The organism is Pantoea sp. AG702, assembly GCF_003182295.1.
Lineage (GTDB): Bacteria > Pseudomonadota > Gammaproteobacteria > Enterobacterales > Enterobacteriaceae > Pantoea > Pantoea ananatis.
Window position 1 is genome coordinate 20,998 of record NZ_QGTU01000004.1, and the last position, 25,515, is coordinate 46,512.

At 52.3% G+C, this 25,515-nt stretch carries 28 protein-coding genes, 1 tRNA gene and 2 pseudogenes; 10 read left to right on the forward strand and 21 right to left on the reverse strand.

Features of this window, described 5'->3' with window-relative positions; all coding sequences use genetic code 11:
• Positions 1-134: 134 nt before the first annotated feature.
• Positions 135-1,841, forward strand: a complete 1,707-nt coding sequence (locus DFO57_RS12380; RefSeq protein WP_015700052.1) for a methyl-accepting chemotaxis protein — start codon at positions 135-137, stop codon at positions 1,839-1,841.
• Between the two features lie 130 nt (positions 1,842-1,971).
• Here DFO57_RS12380 and dsrB read toward each other — a convergent pair whose 3' ends face one another.
• The gene (gene dsrB, locus DFO57_RS12385; protein WP_014593953.1) at positions 1,972-2,166 is read right to left on the reverse strand and encodes a protein DsrB; all 195 of its coding nucleotides are present in this window, start codon (positions 2,164-2,166) and stop codon (positions 1,972-1,974) included.
• Between the two features lie 62 nt (positions 2,167-2,228).
• Positions 2,229-2,387, reverse strand: a complete 159-nt coding sequence (locus DFO57_RS12390; protein ID WP_014605562.1) for a YqaE/Pmp3 family membrane protein — start codon at positions 2,385-2,387, stop codon at positions 2,229-2,231.
• Positions 2,388-2,696: 309 nt separating this feature from the next.
• Here DFO57_RS12390 and DFO57_RS12400 point away from each other — a divergent pair, with 309 nt between their 5' ends.
• From DFO57_RS12400 to DFO57_RS12410, 3 genes are all read left to right on the forward strand, one after another.
• The gene (locus tag DFO57_RS12400; protein WP_013026191.1) at positions 2,697-2,921 is read left to right on the forward strand and encodes a DUF2525 domain-containing protein; all 225 of its coding nucleotides are present in this window, start codon (positions 2,697-2,699) and stop codon (positions 2,919-2,921) included.
• Between the two features lie 353 nt (positions 2,922-3,274).
• Positions 3,275-4,063 (forward strand): mannosyl-3-phosphoglycerate phosphatase-related protein, encoded by a 789-nt coding sequence (locus tag DFO57_RS12405; RefSeq protein ID WP_072404023.1) that lies wholly within the window; start codon positions 3,275-3,277, stop codon positions 4,061-4,063.
• 40 nt (positions 4,064-4,103) lie between these two features.
• Complete coding sequence (locus tag DFO57_RS12410) at positions 4,104-5,324, forward strand: glycosyl transferase (RefSeq protein WP_014593955.1); 1,221 nt, start codon at positions 4,104-4,106, stop codon at positions 5,322-5,324.
• A gap of 83 nt (positions 5,325-5,407) precedes the next feature.
• Here the strand turns inward: DFO57_RS12410 and DFO57_RS12415 are convergent, their stop codons facing one another.
• The 5 genes from DFO57_RS12415 to DFO57_RS12430 all read right to left on the reverse strand — a co-directional run bounded on the left by DFO57_RS12415 (position 5,408) and on the right by DFO57_RS12430 (position 7,758).
• Positions 5,408-5,590 (reverse strand): YodC family protein, encoded by a 183-nt coding sequence (locus DFO57_RS12415; protein ID WP_019106597.1) that lies wholly within the window; start codon positions 5,588-5,590, stop codon positions 5,408-5,410.
• A 171-nt stretch (positions 5,591-5,761) separates the two neighbouring features.
• Positions 5,762-5,893: a hypothetical protein gene (locus DFO57_RS22995; protein WP_014605559.1), complete on the reverse strand. Its 132-nt coding sequence runs from the start codon at positions 5,891-5,893 to the stop codon at positions 5,762-5,764.
• Positions 5,894-5,937: 44 nt separating this feature from the next.
• A complete protein-coding gene (locus DFO57_RS12420; protein WP_013026196.1) occupies positions 5,938-6,840 on the reverse strand; it encodes a DUF808 domain-containing protein in 903 nt (300 codons plus the stop codon).
• Between the two features lie 97 nt (positions 6,841-6,937).
• Positions 6,938-7,213 carry a hypothetical protein gene (locus tag DFO57_RS12425; protein WP_013026197.1) on the reverse strand — a complete coding sequence of 92 codons (276 nt, stop codon included), beginning with the start codon at positions 7,211-7,213 and terminating at the stop codon, positions 6,938-6,940.
• Positions 7,214-7,278: 65 nt separating this feature from the next.
• The gene (locus DFO57_RS12430) at positions 7,279-7,758 is read right to left on the reverse strand and encodes a very short patch repair endonuclease (RefSeq protein ID WP_013026198.1); all 480 of its coding nucleotides are present in this window, start codon (positions 7,756-7,758) and stop codon (positions 7,279-7,281) included.
• Between the two features lie 237 nt (positions 7,759-7,995).
• Between DFO57_RS12430 and dcm the strand changes: the two genes are divergently transcribed.
• Entirely contained in the window at positions 7,996-9,375 is a 1,380-nt protein-coding gene (gene dcm / locus DFO57_RS12435) for a DNA (cytosine-5-)-methyltransferase (RefSeq protein WP_014593957.1), read from the forward strand.
• Between the two features lie 111 nt (positions 9,376-9,486).
• A complete protein-coding gene (locus tag DFO57_RS12440) occupies positions 9,487-11,103 on the forward strand; it encodes a methyl-accepting chemotaxis protein (protein ID WP_041455866.1) in 1,617 nt (538 codons plus the stop codon).
• A gap of 78 nt (positions 11,104-11,181) precedes the next feature.
• On the opposite strand, the gene DFO57_RS12445 is transcribed toward DFO57_RS12440, so the two are convergent.
• Both DFO57_RS12445 and DFO57_RS12450 read right to left on the reverse strand, forming a co-directional pair.
• Complete coding sequence (locus tag DFO57_RS12445) at positions 11,182-11,436, reverse strand: Arc family DNA-binding protein (RefSeq protein WP_013026202.1); 255 nt, start codon at positions 11,434-11,436, stop codon at positions 11,182-11,184.
• A 73-nt stretch (positions 11,437-11,509) separates the two neighbouring features.
• The gene (locus tag DFO57_RS12450) at positions 11,510-12,214 is read right to left on the reverse strand and encodes a phosphohydrolase (RefSeq protein ID WP_014605556.1); all 705 of its coding nucleotides are present in this window, start codon (positions 12,212-12,214) and stop codon (positions 11,510-11,512) included.
• A 611-nt stretch (positions 12,215-12,825) separates the two neighbouring features.
• On the opposite strand from DFO57_RS12450, the gene DFO57_RS12455 reads away from it, so the two are divergent.
• The 3 genes from DFO57_RS12455 (at position 12,826) to DFO57_RS12465 (ending at position 14,630) form a co-directional block, all read left to right on the forward strand.
• The gene (locus tag DFO57_RS12455; RefSeq protein ID WP_013026204.1) at positions 12,826-13,503 is read left to right on the forward strand and encodes a hypothetical protein; all 678 of its coding nucleotides are present in this window, start codon (positions 12,826-12,828) and stop codon (positions 13,501-13,503) included.
• A gap of 171 nt (positions 13,504-13,674) precedes the next feature.
• Positions 13,675-14,442, forward strand: coding sequence for a DgsA anti-repressor MtfA (gene mtfA / locus DFO57_RS12460; RefSeq protein ID WP_227022858.1), 768 nt, complete (start codon positions 13,675-13,677; stop codon positions 14,440-14,442).
• 112 nt (positions 14,443-14,554) lie between these two features.
• Positions 14,555-14,630: transfer RNA gene (locus DFO57_RS12465), tRNA-Asn, on the forward strand.
• A gap of 72 nt (positions 14,631-14,702) precedes the next feature.
• Here DFO57_RS12465 and DFO57_RS12470 read toward each other — a convergent pair.
• From DFO57_RS12470 to hemH, 5 genes and pseudogenes are all read right to left on the reverse strand, one after another.
• A complete protein-coding gene (locus DFO57_RS12470) occupies positions 14,703-15,035 on the reverse strand; it encodes a type II toxin-antitoxin system PemK/MazF family toxin (RefSeq protein ID WP_110015388.1) in 333 nt (110 codons plus the stop codon).
• Positions 15,036-15,293, reverse strand: a complete 258-nt coding sequence (locus DFO57_RS12475) for an antitoxin (protein WP_014605554.1) — start codon at positions 15,291-15,293, stop codon at positions 15,036-15,038.
• Between the two features lie 347 nt (positions 15,294-15,640).
• Positions 15,641-15,846 (reverse strand): annotated as a pseudogene (locus tag DFO57_RS12485) (helix-turn-helix domain-containing protein).
• Positions 15,843-16,094: pseudogene (locus tag DFO57_RS22885) on the reverse strand (hypothetical protein); the annotation flags it as partial. The pseudogenes DFO57_RS22885 and DFO57_RS12485, both read right to left, overlap by 4 nt.
• 252 nt (positions 16,095-16,346) lie before the next feature.
• Positions 16,347-17,309 (reverse strand): ferrochelatase, encoded by a 963-nt coding sequence (gene hemH, locus DFO57_RS12495; RefSeq protein ID WP_041930826.1) that lies wholly within the window; start codon positions 17,307-17,309, stop codon positions 16,347-16,349.
• 747 nt (positions 17,310-18,056) lie between these two features.
• Between hemH and DFO57_RS12505 the strand changes: the two genes are divergently transcribed.
• Positions 18,057-19,295, forward strand: a complete 1,239-nt coding sequence (locus tag DFO57_RS12505) for an MFS transporter (protein ID WP_019106590.1) — start codon at positions 18,057-18,059, stop codon at positions 19,293-19,295.
• Between the two features lie 296 nt (positions 19,296-19,591).
• Here DFO57_RS12505 and DFO57_RS12510 read toward each other — a convergent pair whose 3' ends face one another.
• The 7 genes from DFO57_RS12510 to DFO57_RS12540 all read right to left on the reverse strand — a co-directional run bounded on the left by DFO57_RS12510 (position 19,592) and on the right by DFO57_RS12540 (position 25,473).
• A complete protein-coding gene (locus DFO57_RS12510) occupies positions 19,592-20,017 on the reverse strand; it encodes a pentapeptide repeat-containing protein (RefSeq protein ID WP_071988953.1) in 426 nt (141 codons plus the stop codon).
• Positions 20,018-20,179: 162 nt separating this feature from the next.
• Entirely contained in the window at positions 20,180-21,190 is a 1,011-nt protein-coding gene (locus DFO57_RS12515) for an iron ABC transporter permease (RefSeq protein WP_019106588.1), read from the reverse strand.
• Complete coding sequence (locus tag DFO57_RS12520; RefSeq protein ID WP_181135625.1) at positions 21,187-22,119, reverse strand: ABC transporter substrate-binding protein; 933 nt, start codon at positions 22,117-22,119, stop codon at positions 21,187-21,189. The genes DFO57_RS12515 and DFO57_RS12520 overlap by 4 nt, the downstream gene beginning before the upstream one ends.
• A 31-nt stretch (positions 22,120-22,150) precedes the next feature.
• Complete coding sequence (locus tag DFO57_RS12525) at positions 22,151-22,954, reverse strand: ABC transporter ATP-binding protein (RefSeq protein WP_019106586.1); 804 nt, start codon at positions 22,952-22,954, stop codon at positions 22,151-22,153.
• 252 nt (positions 22,955-23,206) lie between these two features.
• Positions 23,207-23,503: a hypothetical protein gene (locus tag DFO57_RS12530; RefSeq protein WP_013026217.1), complete on the reverse strand. Its 297-nt coding sequence runs from the start codon at positions 23,501-23,503 to the stop codon at positions 23,207-23,209.
• 79 nt (positions 23,504-23,582) lie between these two features.
• Complete coding sequence (locus DFO57_RS12535; RefSeq protein WP_064373957.1) at positions 23,583-24,071, reverse strand: Hsp20 family protein; 489 nt, start codon at positions 24,069-24,071, stop codon at positions 23,583-23,585.
• 229 nt (positions 24,072-24,300) lie between these two features.
• Complete coding sequence (locus tag DFO57_RS12540) at positions 24,301-25,473, reverse strand: carbohydrate porin (protein ID WP_014593967.1); 1,173 nt, start codon at positions 25,471-25,473, stop codon at positions 24,301-24,303.
• Between the last annotated feature and the right edge of the window lie 42 nt (positions 25,474-25,515).

Below are 25,515 nucleotides of genomic sequence, written 5' to 3' on the forward strand. Positions count from 1 at the left end.
TCCCCTCTAAGAACTGGCCCAAAAGGCCGGTTTTTTTATGGATTAGCGATCCAGATCTCACTTTCGGGTGTAAACCTTTCTCTTCTTTTGCCGATGTTTTGTTCAACAGAATAACATCCTAAGAGAGCAAGGAAATGAACACAACGCTGGTTAATGAAGGGCATCCCAAACTTAGTCTTTGGCAAAACATCCGCCTCGTTCCTCTGTTTAGTTTAATATTCGGCGGGATATTGTTTCTGTTCGCACTCTGTATTGCTATCTCAAGCTACTTTCTTATTCTCAGTAATCAGTCCCTTAAAGATGCTACCGATGAGATCCAGGTTAGAAACGGGCTTATCGACAGCTCATCGCACATGCGCTCTGCCCGTTTGAATATCATTCAGGCAGGCGCCGCCGCGCGTATCGGTGAGATGGATGAATTCAACGCCAATCTTGCGGCTACGGCCGATCGTATCAAGCAGGCTGAAGCCGGCCTTAAAATCTATCTGAATCGTAAAAGCAAAACACCAGAAGGCATCAAGCTGGATGAGCAGTTACAGGCGCGTTTCAAAGAGTATGTGACGAAGGGTTTGATGCCGATGATCGAATCGGGTAAACAGGGCAGCTTCGAAAGCATTATTGCTCAGGAAACCGATACGACACGCAAACTGGACAACGCCTATAAAGCCGTTCTGATGGAGGCGATTAAGCTTCGTGATGTTCGCTCCGCTCAGATCAACGATCAGGCGGCAGAGCAGTCACGGATTGGATTTATCGCAATGGGCTCCGCGTTTGTTGCCGCTCTTGTGCTGGTGCTGCTCACCTTTGTGTTTTTACGTCGTGTCGTCATTAACCCACTGCGCAATTCAGTGGCGCACATAGAACGTATTGCTCAAGGGGATTTAACGGCACCCACTGTCCCGCACGGCCGTAACGAAATAGGTCTGTTGCTCGACAACCTGCAACGTATGCAGCAGTCGCTAATCAAAACGGTAGGTACCGTCCGCGAAGGGGCTATCGCCATTTACCAGGGCTCAAGTGAGATTTCTGCGGGTAACACCGACCTGTCATCGCGTACCGAGCAACAGGCAGCCGCGCTTGAGCAGACTGCGGCCAGCATGGAACAGCTCACCGCGACGGTGAAACAGAACGCAGATAACGCCCATCACGCCAGCCAACTGGCAGCAGATGCGTCCGGCAAGGCGCGCAGCGGCGGCGATATGGTAAGCGGCGTGGTGAAAACCATGAACGATATTTCCGGTAGTTCGAAGAAAATTGCTGAGATCACTAACGTGATCAACAGTATTGCCTTCCAGACGAACATTCTGGCGCTAAATGCCGCCGTCGAGGCTGCCCGCGCGGGCGAACAGGGCCGCGGTTTTGCCGTGGTCGCCAGCGAAGTCCGTAACCTGGCTCAGCGCAGTGCGCAGGCGGCAAAAGAAATTGAATCACTAATTGCTGAATCAGTGAAGTTAGTCAGCAGCGGTTCACATCAGGTAGGTGAAGCCGGGACGACCATGAGCGAAATTGTTGAGGCCGTGCGTCGCGTGACCGATATCATGTCGGAAATTGCCGCCGCGTCCGACGAACAAAGCCGCGGTATCCAGCAGGTCAGCCAGGCCGTTACAGAGATGGATAACGTGACGCAGCAAAACGCCTCACTGGTTGAGGAAGCCTCGGCTGCGGCTGCCTCTCTGGAAGATCAGGCTGGTAAGTTGACCAAGGCGGTTGCGGCTTTCCGTTTGCAGGATACGCCAGCAGCAAAACCTGTTCATCAGTCCGATAGCGCACCTAAGGCGCCTGCGCCTGTCTTGCGCCCCGCTGCCGCCACAAGCGGCAATGAGAACTGGGAAACGTTTTAGCCAAAGCAGACCGGTGAGTCAGCGACGTCGCTGAAGCGCGTTGCCTGACGGCGCTGTCAATAACACTCGCCCTCTGAGCCGAACAGGCCAGAGGGCGATTTTGTGATGGTCTGGCAGTTAAATATGAAGGTCAGTCGGCAGGATAAGGCTCGACAAACACACCGTCCTGATGACCGCTCTCGTTAAAGAACCAGATGCCCTGCGGGTAATCTTCCAGGGCCACCAGAAACATGGTGCCTTCACTAAATGGCTCAACAGCCAGGATGGTGCCTGTACGACGGGGCCCACCATCCGTTTTCACACTGACGCGATCGTCTACCTTCATTTACCACTCTCCCGATACATTCCTGTTAACAGTTTAATCGAAGAGCCTGGGTAATGCAGGCGTTAGCGACGCGCGATGACCCACACGGCGTGAATGATGCCTGGAATGTATCCACACAGGGTCAGCAGGATGTTAAGCCAGAATGCTCCCCCAAAACCTACCTGCATAAAAACACCAAGCGGGGGGAGTAAGATTGCGATTAGAATTCGAAGTAAGTCCATAACCATTCCTTTAGGTATTGATAAAAAACCGTTTTGTTATCAAATATAGTCCCTTTTTAGCAGATTACTGAGAAAGTCAGGTAAATCTGAGTAATACGCATTTTCAGTTTCCTGACACTTCACTGCGAGACGTTTAACAGGAACAACAGGTAAACTTTTTTTCGTTGCTTTCCTCCCCAGGAAATACAACACACCCAAAGTAACAAGGATCATTTGCCCGCGCAGCGCGGGCTTTTTTTTTCTGTCCCGCCCTCTCATTTTCCGCTAAATTGTATATTTATTACCCAATCCAGCCGATGGAGGTTTGCGATGTCGCTTCCCCACCCAGCCGAAAAGCATGAGCGGGATAAAGAAATGGACGCCCTGCTGCAGGCTATTGAACCCGGTAGCACCGGTGAACTGCAGGACTACTTTTCCCCACACTCGCAGTCAGTGACGGGGGCGGATGCCCCTCGGCCAGGGCTGTGCCGTGAACCTGCGGAGCAGTGTGAAATGGATATTCATGATTGTCGTTATACAGAGATAAACCGATAGGCAGCGCAGCCGCACTGAATTCGGCGCAAAAAAATACCCGGCGCGAGCCAGGTAAGCAGTCAATTCGTTACACCAGGGAATTCATATTGCTCGTTCAGAGTACGCTTCCCGTTCGCCAAAACAAGCCTTTCCCGTGCGCGTTTCACTCATTTCGCCCTATCTCAAACTGGCCACTTTCACCCTGAGCCTTGTTATTTCAGCGATATTCGCTGCACGAAATGACGGCATCGCCGATTTTATCCTTCGGGTTTTAGGAATCCTCCTGGTTATAGGGGTTGCGGTGCGCAATGCTAAGCCTGCTGTAGACTCAACTACACTAAAACTAATGTCGAACTGGAGTGAAGGAGATCAGGATGCCGAATCTGAATGAATCGCTAATGATAGTGACCGACCTCGATGGATCGCTGCTTGACCACCACGACTATAACTGGGATGCCGCAGCAGAGTGGCTTGATACACTCAACGCGCACGCCATTCCCTTAATTATTTGCTCCAGCAAAACCGCCGCTGAGATTCTGCCACTGCAGCGTAAGCTCGGTATTGCCGGCACCGCCTTTATTGCTGAAAACGGCGCCGTGCTGTACCTCAACGAGAGTAAAAGCGTGCGCATTCCGGACGACAAGATGAACTATGCCGCAATCTGCCGGGTGCTGGCAGCGTTACAACAGCAGTTTCGCTTTACCGGCTTCCATGACTTCAGCGATGTCGATGTTTCCGCCATGACCGGCCTGAGTGAAGCGGATGCCGCCCTCGCCCGTCAGCGTGATGCCTCAGAGGTGATTGTCTGGCGGGATACCGATGAGGCCTTTGGCCGCTTTCGCACGGCGCTGGCCGACTATCATCTTTCCCTGACACAGGGCGGCCGCTTCTGGCATGTCATGCCTGCCAGAAGCGGCAAAGGAGAAGCCTTGCGCTGGCTACTGTCTCACACCGACCGGGAAGGCGTTACCACCCTTGGCCTGGGCGATGGCCCGAACGATGCCCCGATGCTGGATGCAGTTGACTATGCCGTGGTGATCAAAGGCTTCAGTAAAACACCGGTTACCTTACAGCGCGCGGAGGATGCCAACGTATTCCGCACGACACATCACGGCCCTGAAGGCTGGCGTGAAGGGCTGGACCATTTTTTGACTCAGCCATGAAAGGCTGTTGTTCCTCTCGCAAAACCATAAGGATGATGCAATGAGTGATTTCTTTCAGAATGGCGTAATTACTAACTTTCATAATCTTACGCACCGCAGCGTTGAGTCGCTGGAAAAAGAAATGGTGCGTTTTGCCCGTAAGCGCAAAATGGGATTGATCCTGCCTTCCCTCTTTTCCGAGCTGGAAGGTCCGGCGTTGACAAAAATTGTTGATGAACTGGCTAAGGTCCCCTATCTGGATGAAATCGTTATCGGGTTAGATCGGGCTGACCGTGACCAGTTTCTGCATGCCCGCGAGTTTTTTTCCCGACTGCCGCAACGGCACCGCATCCTGTGGAATGACGGCCCCAGACTCAAAGCCATTGACGCGGAACTGGATAAAGAGGGGTTGTCGCCCACCCATCCGGGCAAAGGACGCAACGTGTGGTTTTGTACCGGTTATACGCTGGCCTCAGATCGCACCAGCTGTGTTGCGCTGCACGACTGCGATATTGTCACCTACGAACGCGGCATGCTGGCACGCCTGCTTTATCCGCTGGCTAACCCCGCTTTTCAGTATGAATTCTGCAAAGGGTTTTACGCGCGCGTCGCTGACGGTAAACTCAATGGCCGCGTGGGCCGCCTGCTGGTAGGCCCGCTACTGCGCTCATTACAAAAAGTCTATGGCCACTCCGAATACCTTGATTACCTGTCCAGCTTCCGTTACCCGCTCTCGGGCGAGTTTGCGATGCGCACGCACGTGCTCAACGGCATTAAAATCCCCGGCGACTGGGGACTGGAAATTGGCGTGCTCTCTGAAATTTACCGTAACTACACCACGCGCCAGTCGTGTCAGGTGGAGATTGCAGATCACTATGATCACAAGCATCAGCCGCTGGCAGAAGATGATGGCACCGGTGGCCTTAAGCGCATGAGCAACGATATTGTCCAGTCGCTGCTGCGTAAGCTGGCAACCATGGGCGTGCCGCTGACCAGTGACTCATTCCGGGTATTGAAAGCGACCTATTACCGTAATGCGCTGGATATGATGGAAATCTATAACCATGAGGCGGCAATGAACGGCCTGAAATTCGACCAGCATGTTGAAGAAGCGGCCGTCGAAATGTTCACCCAGTCGATTCTGGATGCCGGTCAGTCCTTTATCGAGCGCCCGAACGACAAGCCGTTTATTCCCAGCTGGAGTCGGGTTCAGTCGGCTTTTCCGGATATCCTGCAGCGTATTTATAAAGCGGTAGAAGAGGACAACGACGGCAACGTATAACGCTGCAGGCATCGCGCCAGTGAGGATGGAGAGTGTGATAAATCCAGTCAGGCCGCCGTCGTTTACGGCCTGACTGACAGAAATCAGGAAGTAAACTGGGGCTGCGATTCGCTGGAATGGCTGAGCTCATCGGTGCGAAAAGCCTCATTCCTGACCGCATAACCATCGTACCATCGACATTCAACCATGCCGCTGGCATGTCCGGTCACCACCATCGTTTGCCCGCCTTCCTTATGCTGTACTTCATCACTGATTGCAAAAACCATGTTGCGCCCTCTTTGAGAAATGACTGTCATTGAAACCATTTCTTTATAGCATGGTAAAAGAGTTGCTGCTGTTAAGACGCGCATAAAAATGGCGAATTCAGAATAACGTAGAGAGATATGTCGAAAACAAATCAGGCGGATAAGAATTATCCGCCTGGGGCGCTGAGTGGATTAGATTTTGCAGCCTTCACAATCGGCATCATCAATCAGGTCTTCTGGCACTTCGCCCGCCTTTTTTTCTGCCTTCGCTTCGGCCTGCTCTAACTGAGCATCAATATCAAATTCAAACATGTCATCGCTCATCGTTTTCTCCCCTGAACGCGTTAAAGAATGCGCTTTTATACCGATTACTCACGCAGTTTGGCAATAAGGTTAACCACTAACAACACGATCGACCCAATGATAAAACCAATCACCAGGTTTGCGCCGTTGCTCAGCAGGCCAGCAACCAGGCCGCTGAAGGGTGCGATCGCATTTTCAATCAGATGATGCAACGGCGTCAGGCCGTGGACGATAATGCCGCCCCCGACCAGGAACATGGCCAGCGTACCGACAACGGTCAACACTTTCATCAATACGGGGGCTGCGGCCAGTAATACTGCGCCCAGCGCCTGGGCCACGCGTGACGATTTATCACGTAGCCAGAACCCTAAATCATCGATTTTAACGATGCCGGCGACAATGCCGTATACGCCAATCGTGACCAGAATCGCAATACCTGACAGGATCAGCACCTGATTCAGCAAGGGCGCTTCGGAGACGATACCGAGGGTAATGGCCACGATTTCAGCCGACAGAATAAAATCGGTGCGCACTGCGCCTTTGATCTTTTTCTTTTCGAAATCGCGCGGGTCCTGTTTTGACAGCTTATCCAGGCGTTGCTGACGCGCCTCTGGCGAGTTCTGCTGTTTATCATGCTGCAGACTGTGCAGGACCTTTTCCACCCCTTCATAACAGAGGTACGCACCGCCAATCATTAACAGTGGCGTAATCAGCCAGGGGGCAAACGTAGAGATAATCAATGCCAGCGGCACGAGTATCAGTTTGTTGAGGAACGAGCCTTTGGCTACGCCCCATACGACCGGCAGTTCGCGATTGGCTTTCACGCCACTCACCTGCTGCGCATTCAGTGACAAATCGTCACCCAGCACGCCTGCCGTCTTCTTCGCGGCGACTTTTCCCATTACCGAGATATCGTCCAGCAGCGTGGCGATATCATCGAGCAACGTTAATAAACTGGTTCCTGCCAAAGTATTTCCCTTATTCGGTCATCAGCAACGGGTTATGTCTGCATCAGCCGCAACGCGTCATCCTCGACGAAGCGCGTGACAGTGCAGCCCGTCGTGCCTATTCCGGTTCGTTATGTTGACAACATGGGCATCGTTCAATTTCTGTCACGGTCATATCAGCGATGCCCTCACAATCCCATTCGACGCGCACCGCTTGTCCTGCGAGTCCATCCATGTGCAGATATTTACTGACCGGGCTTTCCGTCATGCCGGTTATCTCTTCCGTGGCCACCAGCGTTTCCCCAGCATAGATTCTGGCGGTCGCTTTGGTATTCACCATGCGCTCATCACGAATCTGATACAGGCGTTTAACCGTCAGTTTTATGCTGCTCATTGCGGGCTCCCGGTCACGGAAAAGCGTCTATCTAACATTTTATGTTACTGATTAGCAAGGTGGGATCATTCATCCTCTCGGTAATGATGAATTCCCTGATGATCGATTTCAGCGCTGTCATTCATCGCCAGCAGCCACTCTTCGAGACGTTCAAGCAGGGCTTCATCGTCCAGTTTGAGTTTACCGCGTAGCGCGCATTCCCAGATAATCAGCACCTTCCAGCCATTCTCCCGCAGCTGCCGGACATAACGCCGATCCCGTTCTACATTACTGTTTATTTTGCCCGTCCAGAACTCGGTGCGCGTGGCGGGGATCTTAAACAAATAACAGTGGTGGCGGTGCCAGAAGCAGCCATGCACAAAGATAATCGCCTGATGCGAGGTCACGACAAAGTCAGGGCGGCCTGGCAGGTTTTTGTCCTGTACCCGATAGCTGAATCCACGATCTTTGAGCAGCAAGGCGATTCGCTGCTCTATGGCAGTGTCCTGTTGACGAATTGCGCGCATATTTTTACTGCGCGTTTCGCTGGAGTGAACGTCGGCCATAGCACCTCCTTAATAGCGACTTATTCAACTTTAGTCGTCACCCTGAAAAGTGAAAGTCGGCCAGATAAAAGCAGAGAAAATATTTTCACCGCCAGACCGCGCCGTTTAGATCTGACCCGGGCAATTGTGCCTTTTTGACGCTGGCGCACACTGAAACACTATTCTGACCTGCGCCCGCAGATTTCCTCCTCGGGCAAGGAGTGTTAGCATACGCGCTTCACTGTTAAGGATATTTGCATGCACGCTGTCGCAACCGCTGAACCTCTTCTCCCTGCTGCTCTGCATTCCGATGAACTGAACATGTTACAACAGGTGCTGTCGATCTATTCCGTTAAGGACGTTGTCGCACGTTTGCATCAGGCAGGCTTTCCGCACTGGACGCCGCCACTGCTGAACGCTATTCGTCAGGGCAAGCGCGCGTTACCCTCGCTGGCCGCCGCAGAACTGTCGCTGTTGCAGGATTTGTTGCCTGCACGTCCTGCCCATTATGATTCTCCCGATTTCCGCTTTATCGATCTGTTTGCCGGCATCGGCGGTATTCGACGTGGCTTCGAGCGCATCGGCGGTAAATGTGTATTTACCAGTGAGTGGAATAAAGAGGCGATTCGCACCTATCGGGCGAATCACTACAGCGATCCGGCAGAGCACCACTTTAATACGGATATTCGCCAGGTCACGCAGCCAGCCGGCCTTACTGACGAACAGGCGATCTATCAGTCGATTGATGCGGCCATTCCCGACCATCAGGTGCTGCTGGCGGGCTTTCCCTGCCAGCCCTTTTCTCTGGCGGGCGTCAGTAAAAAAAATGCGCTGGGCCGGGCTCATGGCTTTGAATGTCAGGCGCAGGGCACACTGTTTTTTGACGTCGCCCGCATTCTGGCGGCAAAGAAACCGCCATTCTTCGTCCTGGAAAACGTGAAGAATCTCAAAAGCCATGATAAAGGCCGCACGTTTGCGGTGATTATGGAAACCCTGGACGAGCTGGGCTATGACGTGGCGGATGCCCAGGCTGGCGCGCCCGATCCGAAGGTGATTGATGCACGCTTTTTTTTGCCGCAGCATCGTGAACGTATCGTTCTGGTCGGCATCCGGCGGGATATTGCTGGCTCAGCGCAGTTTAGCCTGCGCGACATTCGCCAATTTTTCCCCGCCCAGGTGCCCAGCCTACAGAGCCTGCTGGAGCCGCAGCCCGATGACAAATACATCCTGTCGCCCGTATTGTGGCGTTACCTCTACCAGTACGCTAAGAAGCATAAAGCACGGGGTAACGGGTTCGGCTTTGGCCTGAATGATCCACACAATGTGCATTGCTGCGTGCGCACCCTGTCAGCCCGATACTATAAAGATGGCTCAGAAATTTTAATCGATCGCGGTTGGGATCGGGAAAAAGGGGAAGCCGATTTTCTTGATGCCGCCAATATGGCGCGGCGCCCCCGTCGGTTAACGCCGCGAGAATGCGCGCGACTGATGGGATTTGATAGTGCAGACAGCCATCCCTTCCGCATCCCGGTATCCGATACGCAGGCCTATAAACAGTTTGGCAATTCGGTGGTGGTACCGGTGTTTGCCGCCGTGGCACAGTTGCTTTCGCCCTATATCCGCCAGTTGAACGCATAATTTCCGCTAAAAGTTGCGCTTAGGCGCAACAATTCCTCTCTTTTCCTGCCGTCCGGCGGGATTGTCACAACGCCGTCATGCAAGCCCAGAATACTGCTGCTTTTTCAATGGATGGGTAGAATGATGTCACCTCTCACTTTGTTGTCGCGGCACGTGCTGAAAAGACGTTCCCGCTTTAGGTTTCCGGCGATCCCCACCTGGCTAACCAGCCTGCGCGGGAACTTTATTTTGTTCGTGGTGCTGTTTTGTTTGCTGCAGTCCATCGGGATTGTTCTGCTGACCGCTCAGGTGAGCCAGAACAAAGTCAACCTCACCCAGGCCAGCGCCATGCGTGACCGGCTGGCCTTGCTGGACCGCGCACGCGTCGAGCTGCTTACGGCCAGTGATAACAGCCACCGCGCCGGGCTGTATTTAATGGAAGATCAGAAAAGTGGATCGGTTGACAGCTGGAAAAGTCTGGCAGAAACAGCCAAATCGTCTTTGCTTCATGCTGAACAGCTTTTTGCTCGCTATCACGCCGCACCCGGCGGCGAACTGCAGCAGGGCTTTACGTTGCTGAAACAGGGACTGGAGGAGCAGCTAAAAGGTCTGGAGGGGAATAACATTGACGCCTTCTTTATGGTACCGATGCAGGCTTACCAGCAGCAGTTCAATAGCGCCTGGTTTAACGAGATTACGCAGACCAATAAACAGCTCACTGCGGTTAACAGCCTGACCCTTCAGACACTCATGGAAAGCCGCAACCTGGCGCTAATGGTGACAGGACTGCTGTTTGTCCTGCTGCTGACCGGCGGCATATTGCTGCTGCGTGGTGTGATCGTCCCCTTACGTCTGGCCAGTCGACAGTTACAGGACATCGCAACCGGTGATTTAATCAACTGCCCGGTTCCACCGCGTTTGCAATCGCTGGAAACGTCCAGACTCTTCAACGCAGTGGCGGAGATGCGCCAGGGGCTGCGCACCATCGTGGCTGAAATTAACACGATTGCGGCAAGCGTGGCCGAAGGTACGCGTGAAATGCAGCATACTAATGAGCAGGTCAGCGAACAGTATCAAGCGCAAAACAGCAGCTTTAGCCATATTTCCCAGCGCCTGCATCGCGTGTCTGAAGAAGTCGAAAACAGCACCCTGTTTTCTCAGCAGGCCTCTGAACAGGCGCATTTCGCCGACGATCTGATGCAGCAATGTACGCTTCAGGTGGATGAGATGGAGGTTCAGATGCGCCATATCGTCGCCTCCTCCGGCGAAATCGCGGGTATCGTTGAGATGCTGGACGGCCTGTCACTGCAAACGCGTTTGCTGGCGCTCAATGCCGCCATCGAATCCGCTCATGCGGGCGTGTATGGACGAAGTTTTGGCGTGGTCGCGAAAGAGATGGGCAACCTGTCAAACAAGAGTGGCGAATCGGCGCAGCAGATCAACGGTCTCGTTAATCATACGCAACTGCACATTTCAGAGGGCTTCAATAAGGTGAAATCGCTTGAGGCGCTGTTTAACCAGATAAGCCAGTCGGTCAGCGCCGTTGTGACACAGTTGCAAGAGCTGCAGGAAAACGCCACCGCACAAAGCCGCCGCGTTTCGGGCATTGCTGCAGAAGTGGTTGCGCTGGATAAACAGCTTCAGACGAACGAAAGCCTCACCGCCCGCCAGGGCCGCACGGTCGATACGCTGCAGCAGCAGGCAGCGCGCCTGGCCGAAAGCGTGCAGCAGTTCCGTATCACCCTGTAGCCGTTAAGCTTGGGATGTAAAAAAGCCGCCAGTGTTAAAGGCGGCTTTTGATCGTTTTGCGGGGACAAACACCGAATTTTACGATTTCTTTTTCTTGCTCTGCTTCTTCAGCAGCGTGCGCAGCTGCTTGATTTCGCTGGAGCTTAATGCATCCGATGTGTCTTCCTCTGTATTCTGGCTGTCAATGACAGGCTGAGCAGGCGCATTGAGGCTGGACTGAAGCCGTTGCACGATTTCCTGACTCATTGACACCTGATTTTCCAGCGCCAACTGTTTGATGTGTTCTTTCAGTGCAGGATCAATTTTAATCGTTAAATTAACAGTTTCGGTCATTTCATCACTCCTTTATTGTTATTACTGCCACGCTACCGGATGACTGTATCGATTCCTATACTGTCATAAAAATTTAATATTCAGCGTGTATAGGGCTAAAGTCGTGGAGTACTGACTCATCCAGACTGACTAAGTTGCCTTGCAGTTCCGCACACAGCTTGGCCATATAGTGCACCAGAAAGTCCGCATTGTGTTCTGCCAGCCTGCGCCCTGCTTCGGTTTGCATGGTTTCTGGCAACCGCAGTAGCTTGGTCTGAAAGTGATCCAGCGTCCACTTAACATCATTGAGTTCCCGATCTTTACCGAGCGGATCCTCGCTGTTAAACAAGGGGCGATTCATGGAACCTGCCGTATAAAACACCCGCGCCAGACCTATAGCACCGAGCGATTCCAGCCTGTCGGCATCCTGCACAATTTTTGCCTCCAGCGTTTTTGGCGTAATGGCGGCACTGAAGCTGTGCGACTGAACCGCATGCATGACCTGCTCGATCAATTCCTCAGGAAAATCGATGAAATCCTGTTGTAAAATGCGCTGCGTTTCACTGGCGGCATAGGTGGATGCCTTGTGACGCTCAGGGTGGTTTTTCGGTAAATTCACCACATCGTGAAAATAACACGCGGTCAGGACCACCAGCGGATCGGCCTGGGTGCCGGCCATAATGCGTTGAGCGCTCATCCATACGCGGCGTAAATGTGCGATATCGTGCGCGCCATCATCATGAATCCAGTTGTTTTCAAACCAGGTCTCATAGCGAGCCTGCCAAAGCGTAAGTGACATATTCTCTTTCCTGTTGGGTTGACGTCCGTCCTGACTGACGATGAATTACGCGCTCAGGGCCGACCATCATAGCGAATGGCTAATGACATTTTCTTTACACAGCAGAGGAATATCGCCCTTGCCCCAGGATAATTTCGAAAAAAAATGCGACGCTGATCATTTTTATAGCATTTTGCCGTAATTAAAACGTCAGTTTGCTGCTTTTTCAGCCTTGACTGATTTAATTGCGGGCAGGTTAATTAGTTTAATAAATGTAATGATTAATGATAGGCATTTTCTCGGGGAGTAACAAAAAACATGACATAACCTGTTCGCACTTATCATTAAAATCGGCAAAAGTTACACACAGATAAATCTGAAAAGGTTCCTATTTTTGCCGATATAACGTACTGTATTCTCACTATCAGATGTCCCGGAACGCGCATTGACAACAGCATTGTTGATTTTTTATCCGCCCCCGTTTTTCGGGACAAAAATCACCAATGCTCAGATGACTATGAGACGGCAAATTGTTAAGGGTAATGATTTATAGTTTTTATGATATTGCCACCATTTAGATGCCCTTGTTGTTTTAGCAGTAACCGGGTTCTACTAATAAAAAGAGGTAATCCATGAAAGAGCGGCCGATTCTTTTTTCCGAACAGCGGGTTCGTGCCCTGTTAGTTGGCCAACAAACGCAAACCCGGCGCATAATGAAAACGCAGGCTTTTGGCCCGGGGCAGGATCACCACGAGGGGGTTCATGCTTTTGACGTTCAGGCTAACCACCTGCATGGCGATAAAATGATGTCGATGAATGACATTCGCTATCACTGCCCGTACGGTATGCCGGGCGACGTGCTTTGGGTGCGCGAAACCTGGCGTGGGCCGATTGTGCCGCAGGATGCCCTGGCGGATTACGAGCGCGATCCCGTACCGTTCCGCACGCCGGAATTTTGCCAGTACCGTGCTGACAGCAATGAACTGGGTCAGCATACGCTGAGCGGCCCGGATGACGAGCAGTTTGGCTGGCAGACGGCCATTCATATGCCGCGCTGGGCCAGCCGTATCAATCTGCTCATTACCGATGTGCGTGTGGAGCAGATTCAGGATATCAGTGAAGATGACATCATGGCTGAAGGGGTCCAAACCGACTCGCACTTTCTGAATAACTTTTTCACCATGAATGTGAATTCAGAAATGCCAAAAGAAGCCTATCGCAAGGCATGGCAGAAACAGTACGGTGCAACCAGCTGGCAGGTAAACCCGTGGGTGTGGGTCATTGAGTTTGAGCGCGCCGGGCGTGAGTAAATTTAGCCTGCGCTTTGCGGGCTAAATCACAGACAATCTCCTCGCTAACGGGTTGAATATACCGTCTTCATCCCTGAAGCCCGACAATGCCAGCATGACGTTTCGATGCTGGCATTTTCCTGTCTGGTCTCTCAGGATTCTGCGACAGCAGCATTCAGTGCGGAACTTACGATGTTAAAATGGCCATGGAAAACGCATAGCGATACCGCCGTCACCGAATTGCCCTGGCAGGCCGGTCTGGCACAGCCCATCTTTACCCTTCTCACACAGGATGAACAGCAGTCGCTGACAGAACTGGCCCAGCGCTTTCTGCAGCAAAAAAAGCTGGTTCCGCTTGAAGGCTGCCAACTTGATGCGCTGCGTAGCGTGCGTATTGCCCTGCTGTTCTGCTTACCCGTGTTGAAACTGGGTCTCGACTGGCTGGATGGCTTTCATGAAGTGCTCATCTATCCTGAGCCCTTTAATGTGGCGGATGAGTGGCAGGATGAAAACGGCCTTGTGCATCACGCGCCTGCCGTTCATGCGGGCCAGAGCTGGACGCAGGGCCCGGTGATCCTTAACTGGCTGGATATTCAGGATTCCTTCGATCTGTCAGGGTATAACCTGGTCATTCATGAAGTGGCACACAAGCTGGATGCCCGCGGTAGCGGCTACACCAGCGGCGTTCCACTGATTCCTCTGCGTGGCGTCGCCCAGTGGGAAAAAGACCTGCGTGAGGCCATGGCTGAGGTTGAAAATGAGGTTGAGCTGGTCGGGGAACAGGCCGCCAGTATCGATCCTTATGCCGCCAGCGATCCTGCGGAATGCTTCGCGGTGTTATCCGAGTATTTTTTTACCGCACCGGTTCTGTTAGCTGAACGCTTTCCCGCGATGTATGGGCATCTCCAGCAATTTTACCAGCAGGATCCGTTAAGCAGAATCCAGATGACTGATCGGTGATTTGTTTACTTCGCGAACGCTTTGCATTAAAGCTAGCCAGTTGAATGCTAAACGCTTTTTTACAGTTGACACCTTGAGGCGACCTCGTTACTATTCGCCTCGTTCACACGATTCCTCTGTAGTTCAGTCGGTAGAACGGCGGACTGTTAATCCGTATGTCACTGGTTCGAGTCCAGTCAGAGGAGCCAGATTTAAGAAGCCTGCTCAGGAAACTGAGCAGGTTTTTTGCTTTTCTGCGTTTACCTTTTACATCTAAAATCTCAGCTCAGAATGGCCTCCAGTCTGGCCACCACTTCATTCACAATAACTTCAGGTATCCGTTCAAGATATTTGCCGTTCCGGGCTTCCATATCAAGGGTTCTGGGCTGGTCACAACGAATTACCCCCGTTGTTTTCGTTCCTGCGCCATTCAGTGAAACAGTAAACCCCGCTGCGCGGGCAAAGTTTCCGCCGTTGGTCACGGGAACAACCACAGGTAGCCGCGTAAAATGATTAAAAGACGCCGGAGAAACAATCAGTACTGGACGCCTTCCGCTTTGTTCATGCCCGGCATTCGGATCTAGTGAAACGAGCCAGATTTCCCCTCTGTCCATCTACAGGAGCTCCTTGCCCACCGCAGGCGCATCAATCCATTCCCGACCCTCTTCGCTAATTTCAGCGTGCGGATCGCACTGCGCCAGTAGTTCTTCGAGTGAATAGCGGGGACGTTTTTGAGGTTCAATTATGAGGCAGCCACTATCAATGGTCATGCCCACTTCGCTGTCCGTCGACAGCCCCAGCGTTTTCAGCACGGCGGGAGGGACCGCCAGCATGACAGATCCGCCAACCTTTTTCAGACGAGTGGTATACATAGAGCACCTCCGAATATTATATTTTAATATAACATCTGCGGCAGGCGATGCACAATTATTCATCAGATTCATTGTGATTTCCTTAACGTAATAAAGCGTGAAGAAAACCTTAATCCATCAGAGGACAGATCCGGCAGTTTTCAAAGGCGGCATTGCCGGTAAAACGGCGACCATCCTGATACATCAGGTGCTTCTTTCAGATCATGAAGCACTTCGTGCAGTCAGGAACTTAGTTCGTGATAAGAAGGCCGATAATAGAAAACTGTTTTTGCGGTTCAAAGGATTATGACGGATCAGATAAACGAAATGCGGCGCAGCTTCCGTATCCGGGCTGCGCCGCAGGAACATCAGCGATAGCGCGAAGGCCAGATTTTTTCAGGCTCGACGTCTAACGTTTCAGCAATCAATCTTTCGCCTTTGGGCCAGCGGCGGGTAAGCGCATTAGCCAGCGTGGAGGACGCTAGCCCTGCCTGACGGGAAACCGCCGCCAGCGACGTTTCCCGTCAGGCAGGGCCGCAATAATGTCGGCGGGATGCCAGTCCTGTTGTGTCATGCCGTCACCTCGTCGATAAACTTCACGCCGTCAGCTGTGCGGAGCCAGCGCGGGGCTTTCATTTTCGCAGCGAAATAGTTGATCAGTTCATACAGCAGGCAGCTAAGGTGCTTCTCCGTTTCATAGGCAAATCCCAGCCCCGACAGAGTTTGCGTGATAGCAAGGCAGTAACGACAAAGCTCCGTACATTCAGGCTCGAAACGGGGAGTGGTCGCAGGGAGAGTGTCAACGGTCAGGCTTTCAACCAGTTACAAAAAACCATCGAAGGTTTTGCCACGCGTTATAAAACACTTATACAAAAAATACCGGTAGAAACGTTACGCACTAAACTCAAGTTCTGGTTTGTTATGAACCGTCCAGCACTGCGTTTCCGGTGCGAACCGGCGGCCTGCATCCGGTCAGCATGGCGCGTCTAAAAAACGGGGCCAGAATGCACACATCCTGGCCCCGTCACGGCTGGCGTTATCAGCCGGAGGGCTGATGTCAGCACGCGCCGGAGGCTATTTCGCGCCCTCTGCCAGCTGTCGCAGCATCTCAATATGAACAGGCTTATCGTTAAGCGCAGGGATATAGGTAAAGGACGTTCCCCCTGCATGCATGAAGATTTCTCTGTTCTGCTCATCCAGTTCTTCCAGCGTTTCCAGGCAGTCTGCCGCAAAACCCGGGCTAATCACCTGCAGGCTTTTTACGCCTTCCGCAGGAAGATTTTTGATGGTTTCATCGGTGTACGGCGTTAACCAGGGCTCTCTGCCAAATCGTGACTGGAAGGTCATCACAATCTTCAACGATGGCATGTTAAGGGCTTCGGTGAGCAATTTGGTGGTTAACGCACAGCGATCCTGGTACTTATCCCCTTCGTTAGAAAACCTGACCGGTATGCCATGGTAGGAGACCAGTAGCGTATCCGGCACGCCATTGGCCTCGAATGATTCCAGCACAGAGGCTTTTAACGCCTCGATGTAGGCAGGATGATCGGCATAATCGTTTATGAAGTTGATCGCCGGCGTGTAACGGTTTTTCATCGTCTGCAGGTGACGGCTTACGCTGTCCCAGACGGAAGAGACGGTGGACGAGGAAAACTGCGGATACAACGGGATGACGATAATTTTATCGACACCTTTGGCCAGCAGTTTGTCAATGGCGCCGCCAATGCTGGGCTCGCCATAGCTCATTCCTAACTCGACAGGCATGCCCGTCAGCGCTTCGAGTGCGCGAGCCTGGCGAACGCTGTAAACCATCAGCGGTGAACCTTCGTCCATCCAGATAGAGGAGTACAGTTTGGCCACGCGTTTGGCGCGCAGCGGAATAATCACGCCATGCAGGATTGGGCACCACAGGATCCTGGGTAAATCGACCACTCTGTAGTCGTGCAAAAATTTAGATAAAAACGTTTTAACCGCAGCAGTTGTGGGTTCTTTTGGTGTTCCAAGGTTAACAATTAAAACACCCTGTTTATTCGTCATTAGCTGGGACCTCTGAAAACCCATGGAAAAAAAGTGCCTGAACACTGTAGCACACTCAAGGACATCATCACCTCCGCCCTTGCCGCTGGCGTGTGCGGAGGCGAAACGAAAACCGGGTTAACTCACCCTTCGGATCGGCACCGACCGCTGAGTCAACGTTCAACGCCCTTTGCTGTCTCCGACACGGCCATATGCCCCGGGCTGTCGGTACAGACCATCAATGAAAACACGCAAGCGCACCTGACAGTTTGCAAAAAAGTAAATCTGGCTCGCCGCGCTTCAATACATTTTCAGGCAGTGAATACCACCACGCGCAGCAACACCGCCCCTTTTAGTTTTTAACTCTGCGTTATCTGAGGAGTCAAAAACAGTGGGTCGTATCTTACCATCGCCCTGCTGGCAAACGACCAATAGCTCTGATAAGTCCTGTCGCCCTCCAGGCCGGTTCGTGCTTTTTATCGCCATAACTGATGACAAGACGATCGGATAATCCCCTGACTATTCAGGGGGAACTATCACATCTTGTCGATATTTCGGTTTATCAAAGTGAATATTGAGCATGCTAATATTTAGACGTCTATGCTCGTGCTGCCCGATTCCGCTTAAGTTCAGAAAGGTCTGGCGAGCGAGTCGGATCATACAGCACACTCACTGTGCTTCAGCCAGGACAAAATAAGACCGAATACGGTCATGAATCAGACTGATGCAACCACTTTCGCCAACAGGCGGTCCTGGACAGGAATCATTATGCATAAAGGGGTTTCTACAGGCGAAGATGCGTTGCTGCAACACAGGTCATTTGTGGCCTTCTGGCTGGCCCGTACCTGTTCTTCGTTTGGCTTTCAGATGTTTTCCGTGGCCGTCAGCTGGCAAATCTATGCGATTACCCACAGCGCCATGGCACTGGGCATGATTGGCCTGATGCAGTTTCTGCCTTCGGTGCTGTTAGCCTTGCCCGCAGGGCATCTGGCAGATCAATTCGACCGTCGTCGTATCGTGGTGATTGGGCAACTCATTGAATGGGCCGCGCTGCTCGCCCTGGTGGCGCTGACGCTAATGCACTGGGCAGATAAGATTGAAATTTGGGGTTTGGTCTTCCTGATTGCCCTGGCTAAAGCACTTGAGTGGCCTGCTATTACCTCAATGCTACCTGCGCTGGTCCCGCCATCGATTCTGGCGCGCGCCATGGCGGCCAGTTCCGTCGGCGGTCAGGCCGCGGTGATTGTCGGGCCGACGTTAGGCGGACTGCTTTACGTGGCCGGTCCCGAGGTTGTTTACGGGGTTTCAGCGCTCTTTTATTTGCTGTCGCTAATCTTAGTCAGTCGCCTACGTTACGAACGTCCTCCTCAGGAACGTATGCCGATGACCCTGTCGAACATGTTTATGGGCGTGCGCTTTATTCGCGAACGCAAAGACGTGCTCGGCGTGATATCGCTCGACCTGTTTGCCGTGCTACTGGGCGGTGCTACCGCACTGCTCCCTATCTTCGCCCAGGATATTCTGCACACCGGGCCATGGGGCCTTGGCCTGTTGCGGGGTGCGCCGTCGGTAGGGGCGCTGTTGGTCGGCGTCTGGCTGAGCCGCAACAAGCTGGAAAAGCACGTCGGCATGATTATGTTTGGCTCCGTTGCGGGTTTTGGCCTGGCGACGCTGCTGTTTGCCCTTTCCACCAAACTGTGGCTTTCACTGCTGGCGCTGGCGGCGCTGGGCGGTTTCGATATGGTGAGCATGGTAATTCGCGGCGCGCTGGTTCAACTGGATACACCGGATACGATGCGCGGCCGCGTCAATGCGGTTAACGCCATCTTTATCAATACCTCAAACCAGTTGGGTGAGTTTGAATCTGGGCTGCTCGCGGCATGGATGGGCGCGGTGCCTGCCGCGGTGATTGGCGGCATCGGGACGCTGGTGGTGGTCGGGCTCTGGATGACGCTGTTTCCGAATCTGCGCAAAAGGCAGAAGCTTGAGAATGAAACGGTGGAGTAATTGCGATGTTGAAGGCTGCAGCACTGAGAGATGCGCTTATTGACTGGCAAAGCCTGGCTGCAACATTGAATGCTGCAGGCTTTATCGCTATAGCCCAACCGCAAGTACGGCTAAAATATTAGCAGATACACTGCGTAGTGACAGATAACAACGAAGTGCGCGAGTATTTTAATTTTACTAAGCAGATGATTAAGTAGATTAAGTAGATTAAGTGCAGGTATATTCAAAGGATCCAACCACACTGAATAATAAAACCGAGTAAGGCTGAGTTCTCTTTCTCGGCTTTATTTGCGAAATCAAATAAACTGAGAAGGTATATCCATATTATCAAACTGGGTTATTATTGGTAAAATACCACCCTCAAACTTAACTCCACGAAAGTCACATTTTTTTAATTTCGCATCAGTAAAGGTGCAATTAATATATTTCGTTGCTCTAAACTCAACTCGATCAAAAACAGTGCCGGTAAAGTCACAGTCTACAAATCTTACGCGACGACCACCGTACTCAATTCCGGAGGATCCAGCCACAAACTTTGCTTTGACAAAATGACTCGCTTCACACACTGCATCATCCACATTGATTACTGGTTTACTTTTTGAAAAATTGCATCTTTTTATTTCTGCTTTGCATAAAAGAGCGCTATCTAAACACGCGTTTTCAAAGTCTACATTTGTCAGAATACTATTATTAATACTTCCTGATACTTTCGAATAAGACATATCAGTATTCGTTATCTTTGATTCGAAGAGGTTCACAGCCTTTAATTCATTTAATACCGTAAAGGGACCAATTGTCACACCTGAGAGAAGAGTGAAATTTTGCTACTTAGTGACAGGCGGTGAGCATCCGTATGTTCCGGGCTGAACTGGCCTCGTTTTGCTTCAGGTATTCGATGCACGGGTCAGCAGCAGAATCACAAAAATCCCCCCGATGCCTGCCGTAATAATCCCGATCGGCAGCTCCTGCGGTGCCAGCAGCGTGCGGCTGATGATATCCCCGCCACAAAGCAAAACCGCGCCGCCCAGGCCACACAGCGGTAACAGCAGACGGTGCTTTACCCCTGTGACCGGTCGACACAGGTGCGGTACCATCAGGCCGACAAAACCAATCACCCCGGTTAGGGCGACCAGCATTGAGGTCGTCAGCGCGCAACAAAGAAAGACTTCAATCCGCAAACGACTGACGTTAATCCCCAGCGACAGCGCCGTTTGTTCGCCCGCCAGCAGACCGTCCAGCGAGCGATGACGCATCAGAGCAAAGCCACTCAGCAGAACAACACCGGCAAGCGCAACAGGCAGATTCTGCCAGCTGGCCAGCCCCAGGCCACCCAGCGACCAGAACATCACCGAACTGGCCGCTCGCTGATCGCCCGAGAAAATAAAATAGCTGGTGAGCGCGCCAAACAGAAAAGACACAGCCAGCCCACAGATGATCAGGTGTGCTGGGCTGCGCAGTTTTTTGAAGTAGAAAAGCAACATGACCGCAGCGGCAGAACAGAGCCCGCCCGCAAAGGCGGCAACCGGCAAGGTCAGCTCACCTAACCCGTTACCAAAACGGGTGATGACCAGCACCGCACCTGCCGAAGCACCGGAAGAGAGACCAAAAAGAAAAGGATCGGCCAGATCGTTGCGGGTGGTGGTTTGCAGCAGCGCTCCCACCATCGCCAGCCCGGCACCGGTCAAGGCTGCAAGCAACGTGCGCGGCAGGCGGAGATCGATCACAATCCGGCTGATCATTTCAGACTGAGGCATGGCGATCAGTTCCAGTGCGCCCAACACCTGCGTCAGGGATAACGCGACCGTGCCTTTGGCAACGCTGATTAACATCAGCACTGCCAGCAGAAGGACGCAAAAGCACAAGATGCAATAAAAACGGTAAGGTGTAGCATTCACGGCGCGGTTCCTGAATACAGGGCGCGCGCCAGTTTCTCCACCGCGGCAATATTAGCCGGGCCTGGCGTCAGCTCAGCATACTGCAGCTTCAGATAACGATGATGTTTGACGGCTGGCGTGAGTTTCATCAGCGGATGACTTTCCAGGAAATGCCGAAGGGCATCCGCCCCGCCGCCGGTTTGATAATCCAGCAAGATAATGAAATCAGGTTCGGTTGCCGCCACACTTTCCCATGACGTGGTGCCCCAACTGATATCCAGCCCCTCCAGCGCATTGGTTCCGCCGGCGGCTTCAATGATGGCGGTTGGCATGGCATATTTTCCGCTAGTAAACGGCTTATCTTCCCCGGAGTCGTAGACAAAGACCTTTAACGGCCGGACCGCGCTGGGCCGTTGAGGAATCATTCTCAGGCGCTCCTTCCAGTGATTAACTAAAGCCTGCGCCTCAGCCTGTTTGCCAAAGATTTTACCTAACGTCAGCTCATCGTGATAAAGCAGATCCATGCTGGCTTTATGCTTTTCTTTTTGGGTAAAAACGCAGCTTTCACTCAGCACCAGCGTCTTAATGCCGTACTGACTTAACGAGGCTGGCGTCACGTCGCCGCCCACCTTCATGCCATAATTCCAGCCGGCAAAAAAGAAGTCAGGATTCACCGCCACCAGCGTTTCCAGAGAGGGATACTTAGGCGCCAGCTCAGGAATGGCCCCCATCTCCTGCTTAAATTCCGGTGTCATCTTGTACCAGCCACTGATGCCCGTCAGCCCGACGATGCGATCCTGCAAATGAAGCGCAAAGGCCATTTCTGACATATTGAGGTCGTTAATGACCGCCCGCTCAGGCGGTGCATTAAAGGTAACCGGCTGACCGCAGCTCTCAATGGTGACCGGGAAATCGGCCGCGAGGGTTTGTCCAACAGGAATGCTCGCCAGCCATGCCGCGCAGCAGAGCCTTAACAACGAATCAGGCACAGTCTGGCACCTCGAAAATGCGTAAATGACTCCCGTTCGCGGGATGCGCTACGGTAAAACTGTTTAAACCGAATACCGGCCGGAGATAGCGGGATGACAGGGCGCGAGCAGGCGCATCACATACTACCTGCTCCCCCTGTGACAGAATCAGCACGCGGTCGGCAAACGTATCTATCAGTGATAAATCGTGCAAGACCGCCACGGCCGTGATGCCTTTGTTTTTGATTAACGTCAGCAGCGCATGTCGTCCAAGGGGATCAAGATGATTGGTCGGTTCATCCAGCAGAATCAGCTGTGGCTTTTGGGCCAGAACGCGCGCCAGGGCCGCTCTTTGCCGTTCACCGCCTGATAACGCATCTAGTGAACGTCGCCGTAACGCCGCCAGCCCTGTTTCCTCTAGCGCCTCACTGACAACGCGCTGATTGACAGAATGTGGACAGGCGCGCACATGAGGAAGACGACCCAGTGCAACGTAATCCTCAACCGCCAGCCTCAGGTCAGGCACGTCGTTTTGCGCCATGACGGCGATACATGTGGCTAACTCCTGCCGTGTGTAAGTTTTGATGCAGCGACCGTTTAGCGTTATCTCATCCTTCTGTACCGCCAGCTCACGGCTCATCGCCCGCAGCAATGAGGTTTTGCCGCTGCCGTTCGGCCCAATAATCGCCAGGCGCTCCCCTGTCCCGATGCCGAATGTGATGTCATTGAGCAGGCAGCCGCCATCGGGTTTGTGCAGCGCCCCAATGTTCACCCGCAATATCGATTCACTGGCATATAATGTCTCTGGCTGCATCATATCACCCTATTCATTTATGTTACGTTATAACATAACAATGGCAGAGTGAAATAACAAGCGCCCAGGTAACATGAAAAAAAGTGCCGACGACGCGGCACTTAACGACAGGGATAACGAATGACGGAACAGGCTATTTAAATCGGTTATGCAACAGGCTGGCCGTCATCGCTAACATGCCTGCCCCCAGAGCGCTATGCAGCATCAATGTATTCAACATAACGACTTCCTCACGTTTACCGCTGTCCTGAGCGGTTACACTGCCTCAGCCAACTTTTCCTCGTTGGCCTCTTTCTCAATCAAGCGCATCAGCAACGATACCCGGCGATCGGTACGCTCTGGGGTATCCGGTGGCAGGTTGTAGCGCAGGGTGTAGAGCTTGCCCTTCTCGTTGTAAAAATCCACCACCAGCACAGGCAGAATTCCGCCTGGCACTTTATTGTAATTCACCGACAAGCGGGTCCTGCCCAGCTGCAGTTTGGCAGCCATGACGGTCTCGCCGACCAGTTTAGGATACAGGCTACGATCTTCGGGCACGCTGATGACTCTCATAACAGCCTCCTGATTCTCCGCTTGATAACATAGTGCGGAGAGCGCTGTTCACGCTCCCCGCTGTCGGGTCAAACTGCCATTAAGCCTGATGTTCAATCGCCTCTGAGGTGCGGTGTTCAATCGGAATGCGGCGAGGTTTCTCGCTTTCTGGCACCTCATGATGCAAACCGACACGCAGCAGTCCATCCTGAAGCCGTGCGGTGGTGACTTTCATATGTTCAGGCACGCTGTAGCTCAGACGGAAGTCTGAACGACTGATGCCCCGATGCAGCCAGCCGCTGTTCTGGCCTTCTTTGTCCGCCTCTTTATCCGTAACCTCCTCTTTCTGGCCGGTAACCGTCAGGCGACCGCCCGCCACCTCGATCTCCAGCTCGTGTTCTTGCCAGCCGGGGACACTGACGGTGAGCTCATAGTGCTCATTATCCGTTTGTCTGAGGTCATAAGAGGGTGAAACCGACACGGGCGCATCACCGGTCAACTGGCTGAAAAGCCGATCGATACGGTTGAACCGGTCTGAGAATGCAGAATCTGCAACAGAAGGAAACAGTGGAAAATTACGTAATGCCATGGTGATAACCTCCTGAATTAATCGTTCATTCAAAAGCTCATCTGAGTGGGGACCCTCCCCGTTTCTCACAAAAATTTATAGGATCTTTTTGGATGATTTCAAGGGATGAAAACGAAATTTTTTTGGCAGCTGGCGGGCCAGAACCTGGTGCCTTTTTGACGATGTTGAGTGACGCGCCGCGCCCTGTAAAGATGCCATGTCATCTCAACCGGGAGCGGCTTATTGCCTATCAGAAATGGTATTTAAACCGGACGCGCGCCCCGTAACGTTCGTTATCGCCACTGTGCCGTTCGGCATTAATCTGCGACCAGTAAGCGCCAAGGTAAATATCGAAATTTTGCATCTTCATGACATTGCGAAAACGGTAAGAGGAGTGGATGGTATGGATATCATACTTGCCTAAGATGAAGTCACTCAGGCTGGCCCCGCTGATATACTGCATCGTAAAGGCTTTCACATCGTTACGCGCGTAGATATAGCCAAGCTGAAAGTCGCGCCATAGTCCATTCAGCCCAGCACTGAAGTTTTGTTCTTCCGTCGCATCCATATAGGCCGTGCTGAGATTGATGACCGCCCCTGAATCTGGATTCGCACGTTGCCCGTCCCAGCTCAGCGTGGCGCCATATCCATTGCGCTTAGACTGATCCTTAAACTGCCCCCGGTTATCGGTATAACCATAGGCATTGTTCACCACGTTGCTTTCCATGCCGACAGCCGCCGTGACGTCGCTATGGCGCCAGGCGATAACCGGGCGCAAATAAATAACATTCTTTTTATGCTCCAGTGTATTCCCATGGTATTCCCCATTCTGGAACAACCTCGTTCCGTCATTCGCCATGGCATTTAATTCAAAATAAAAACGTTGCCATGTTTTACTTAGCTGAATAGCCCCCGCCGATCCCCGTCCGCGCGCCTCTTTCATCATGTAGATATAGCCATAGCCATCTTCGTAGAGATCGTTGGCCGTGTTGCCGGAATATTCGATAAGCGTGTCCTGATTGAGCGGAAACATATCGAAGGCTTCATAGCGGCCTACTTGCACTTTCCAGTCTTTTTCCTGACCAAAGAAGAAAGCCGCGTCGTCTAACTCAAGCCCGCCAGAGAGATCGGCAAGCGGTTGCACGGTAAAGCCTGCAAAGGATTGATCCGCCATGCTTCGGTAACCGTCCAGCCCGATTAAAATTCGGCCATTGACGTCCCAGCGTTCCGCTTCTCCTGCCTTCCAGTTTTTATCAGCACGGGTTTTTAATGAGGTAATTTGGCCCGTTCTGCTTGCACCATCGAGATTGAACTCAACATCACCATAGAGTTTCAGCGCGCCTTGTTCTGTATCAAACGTTATCGAGGAAAATGAAGCGGAAGAGATAAAAACCAGTCCCCAGACATAATGCCGGTATTTCATAACCAACTCCTTATGCTAAATAACCCTGAGTGAATAAATTTC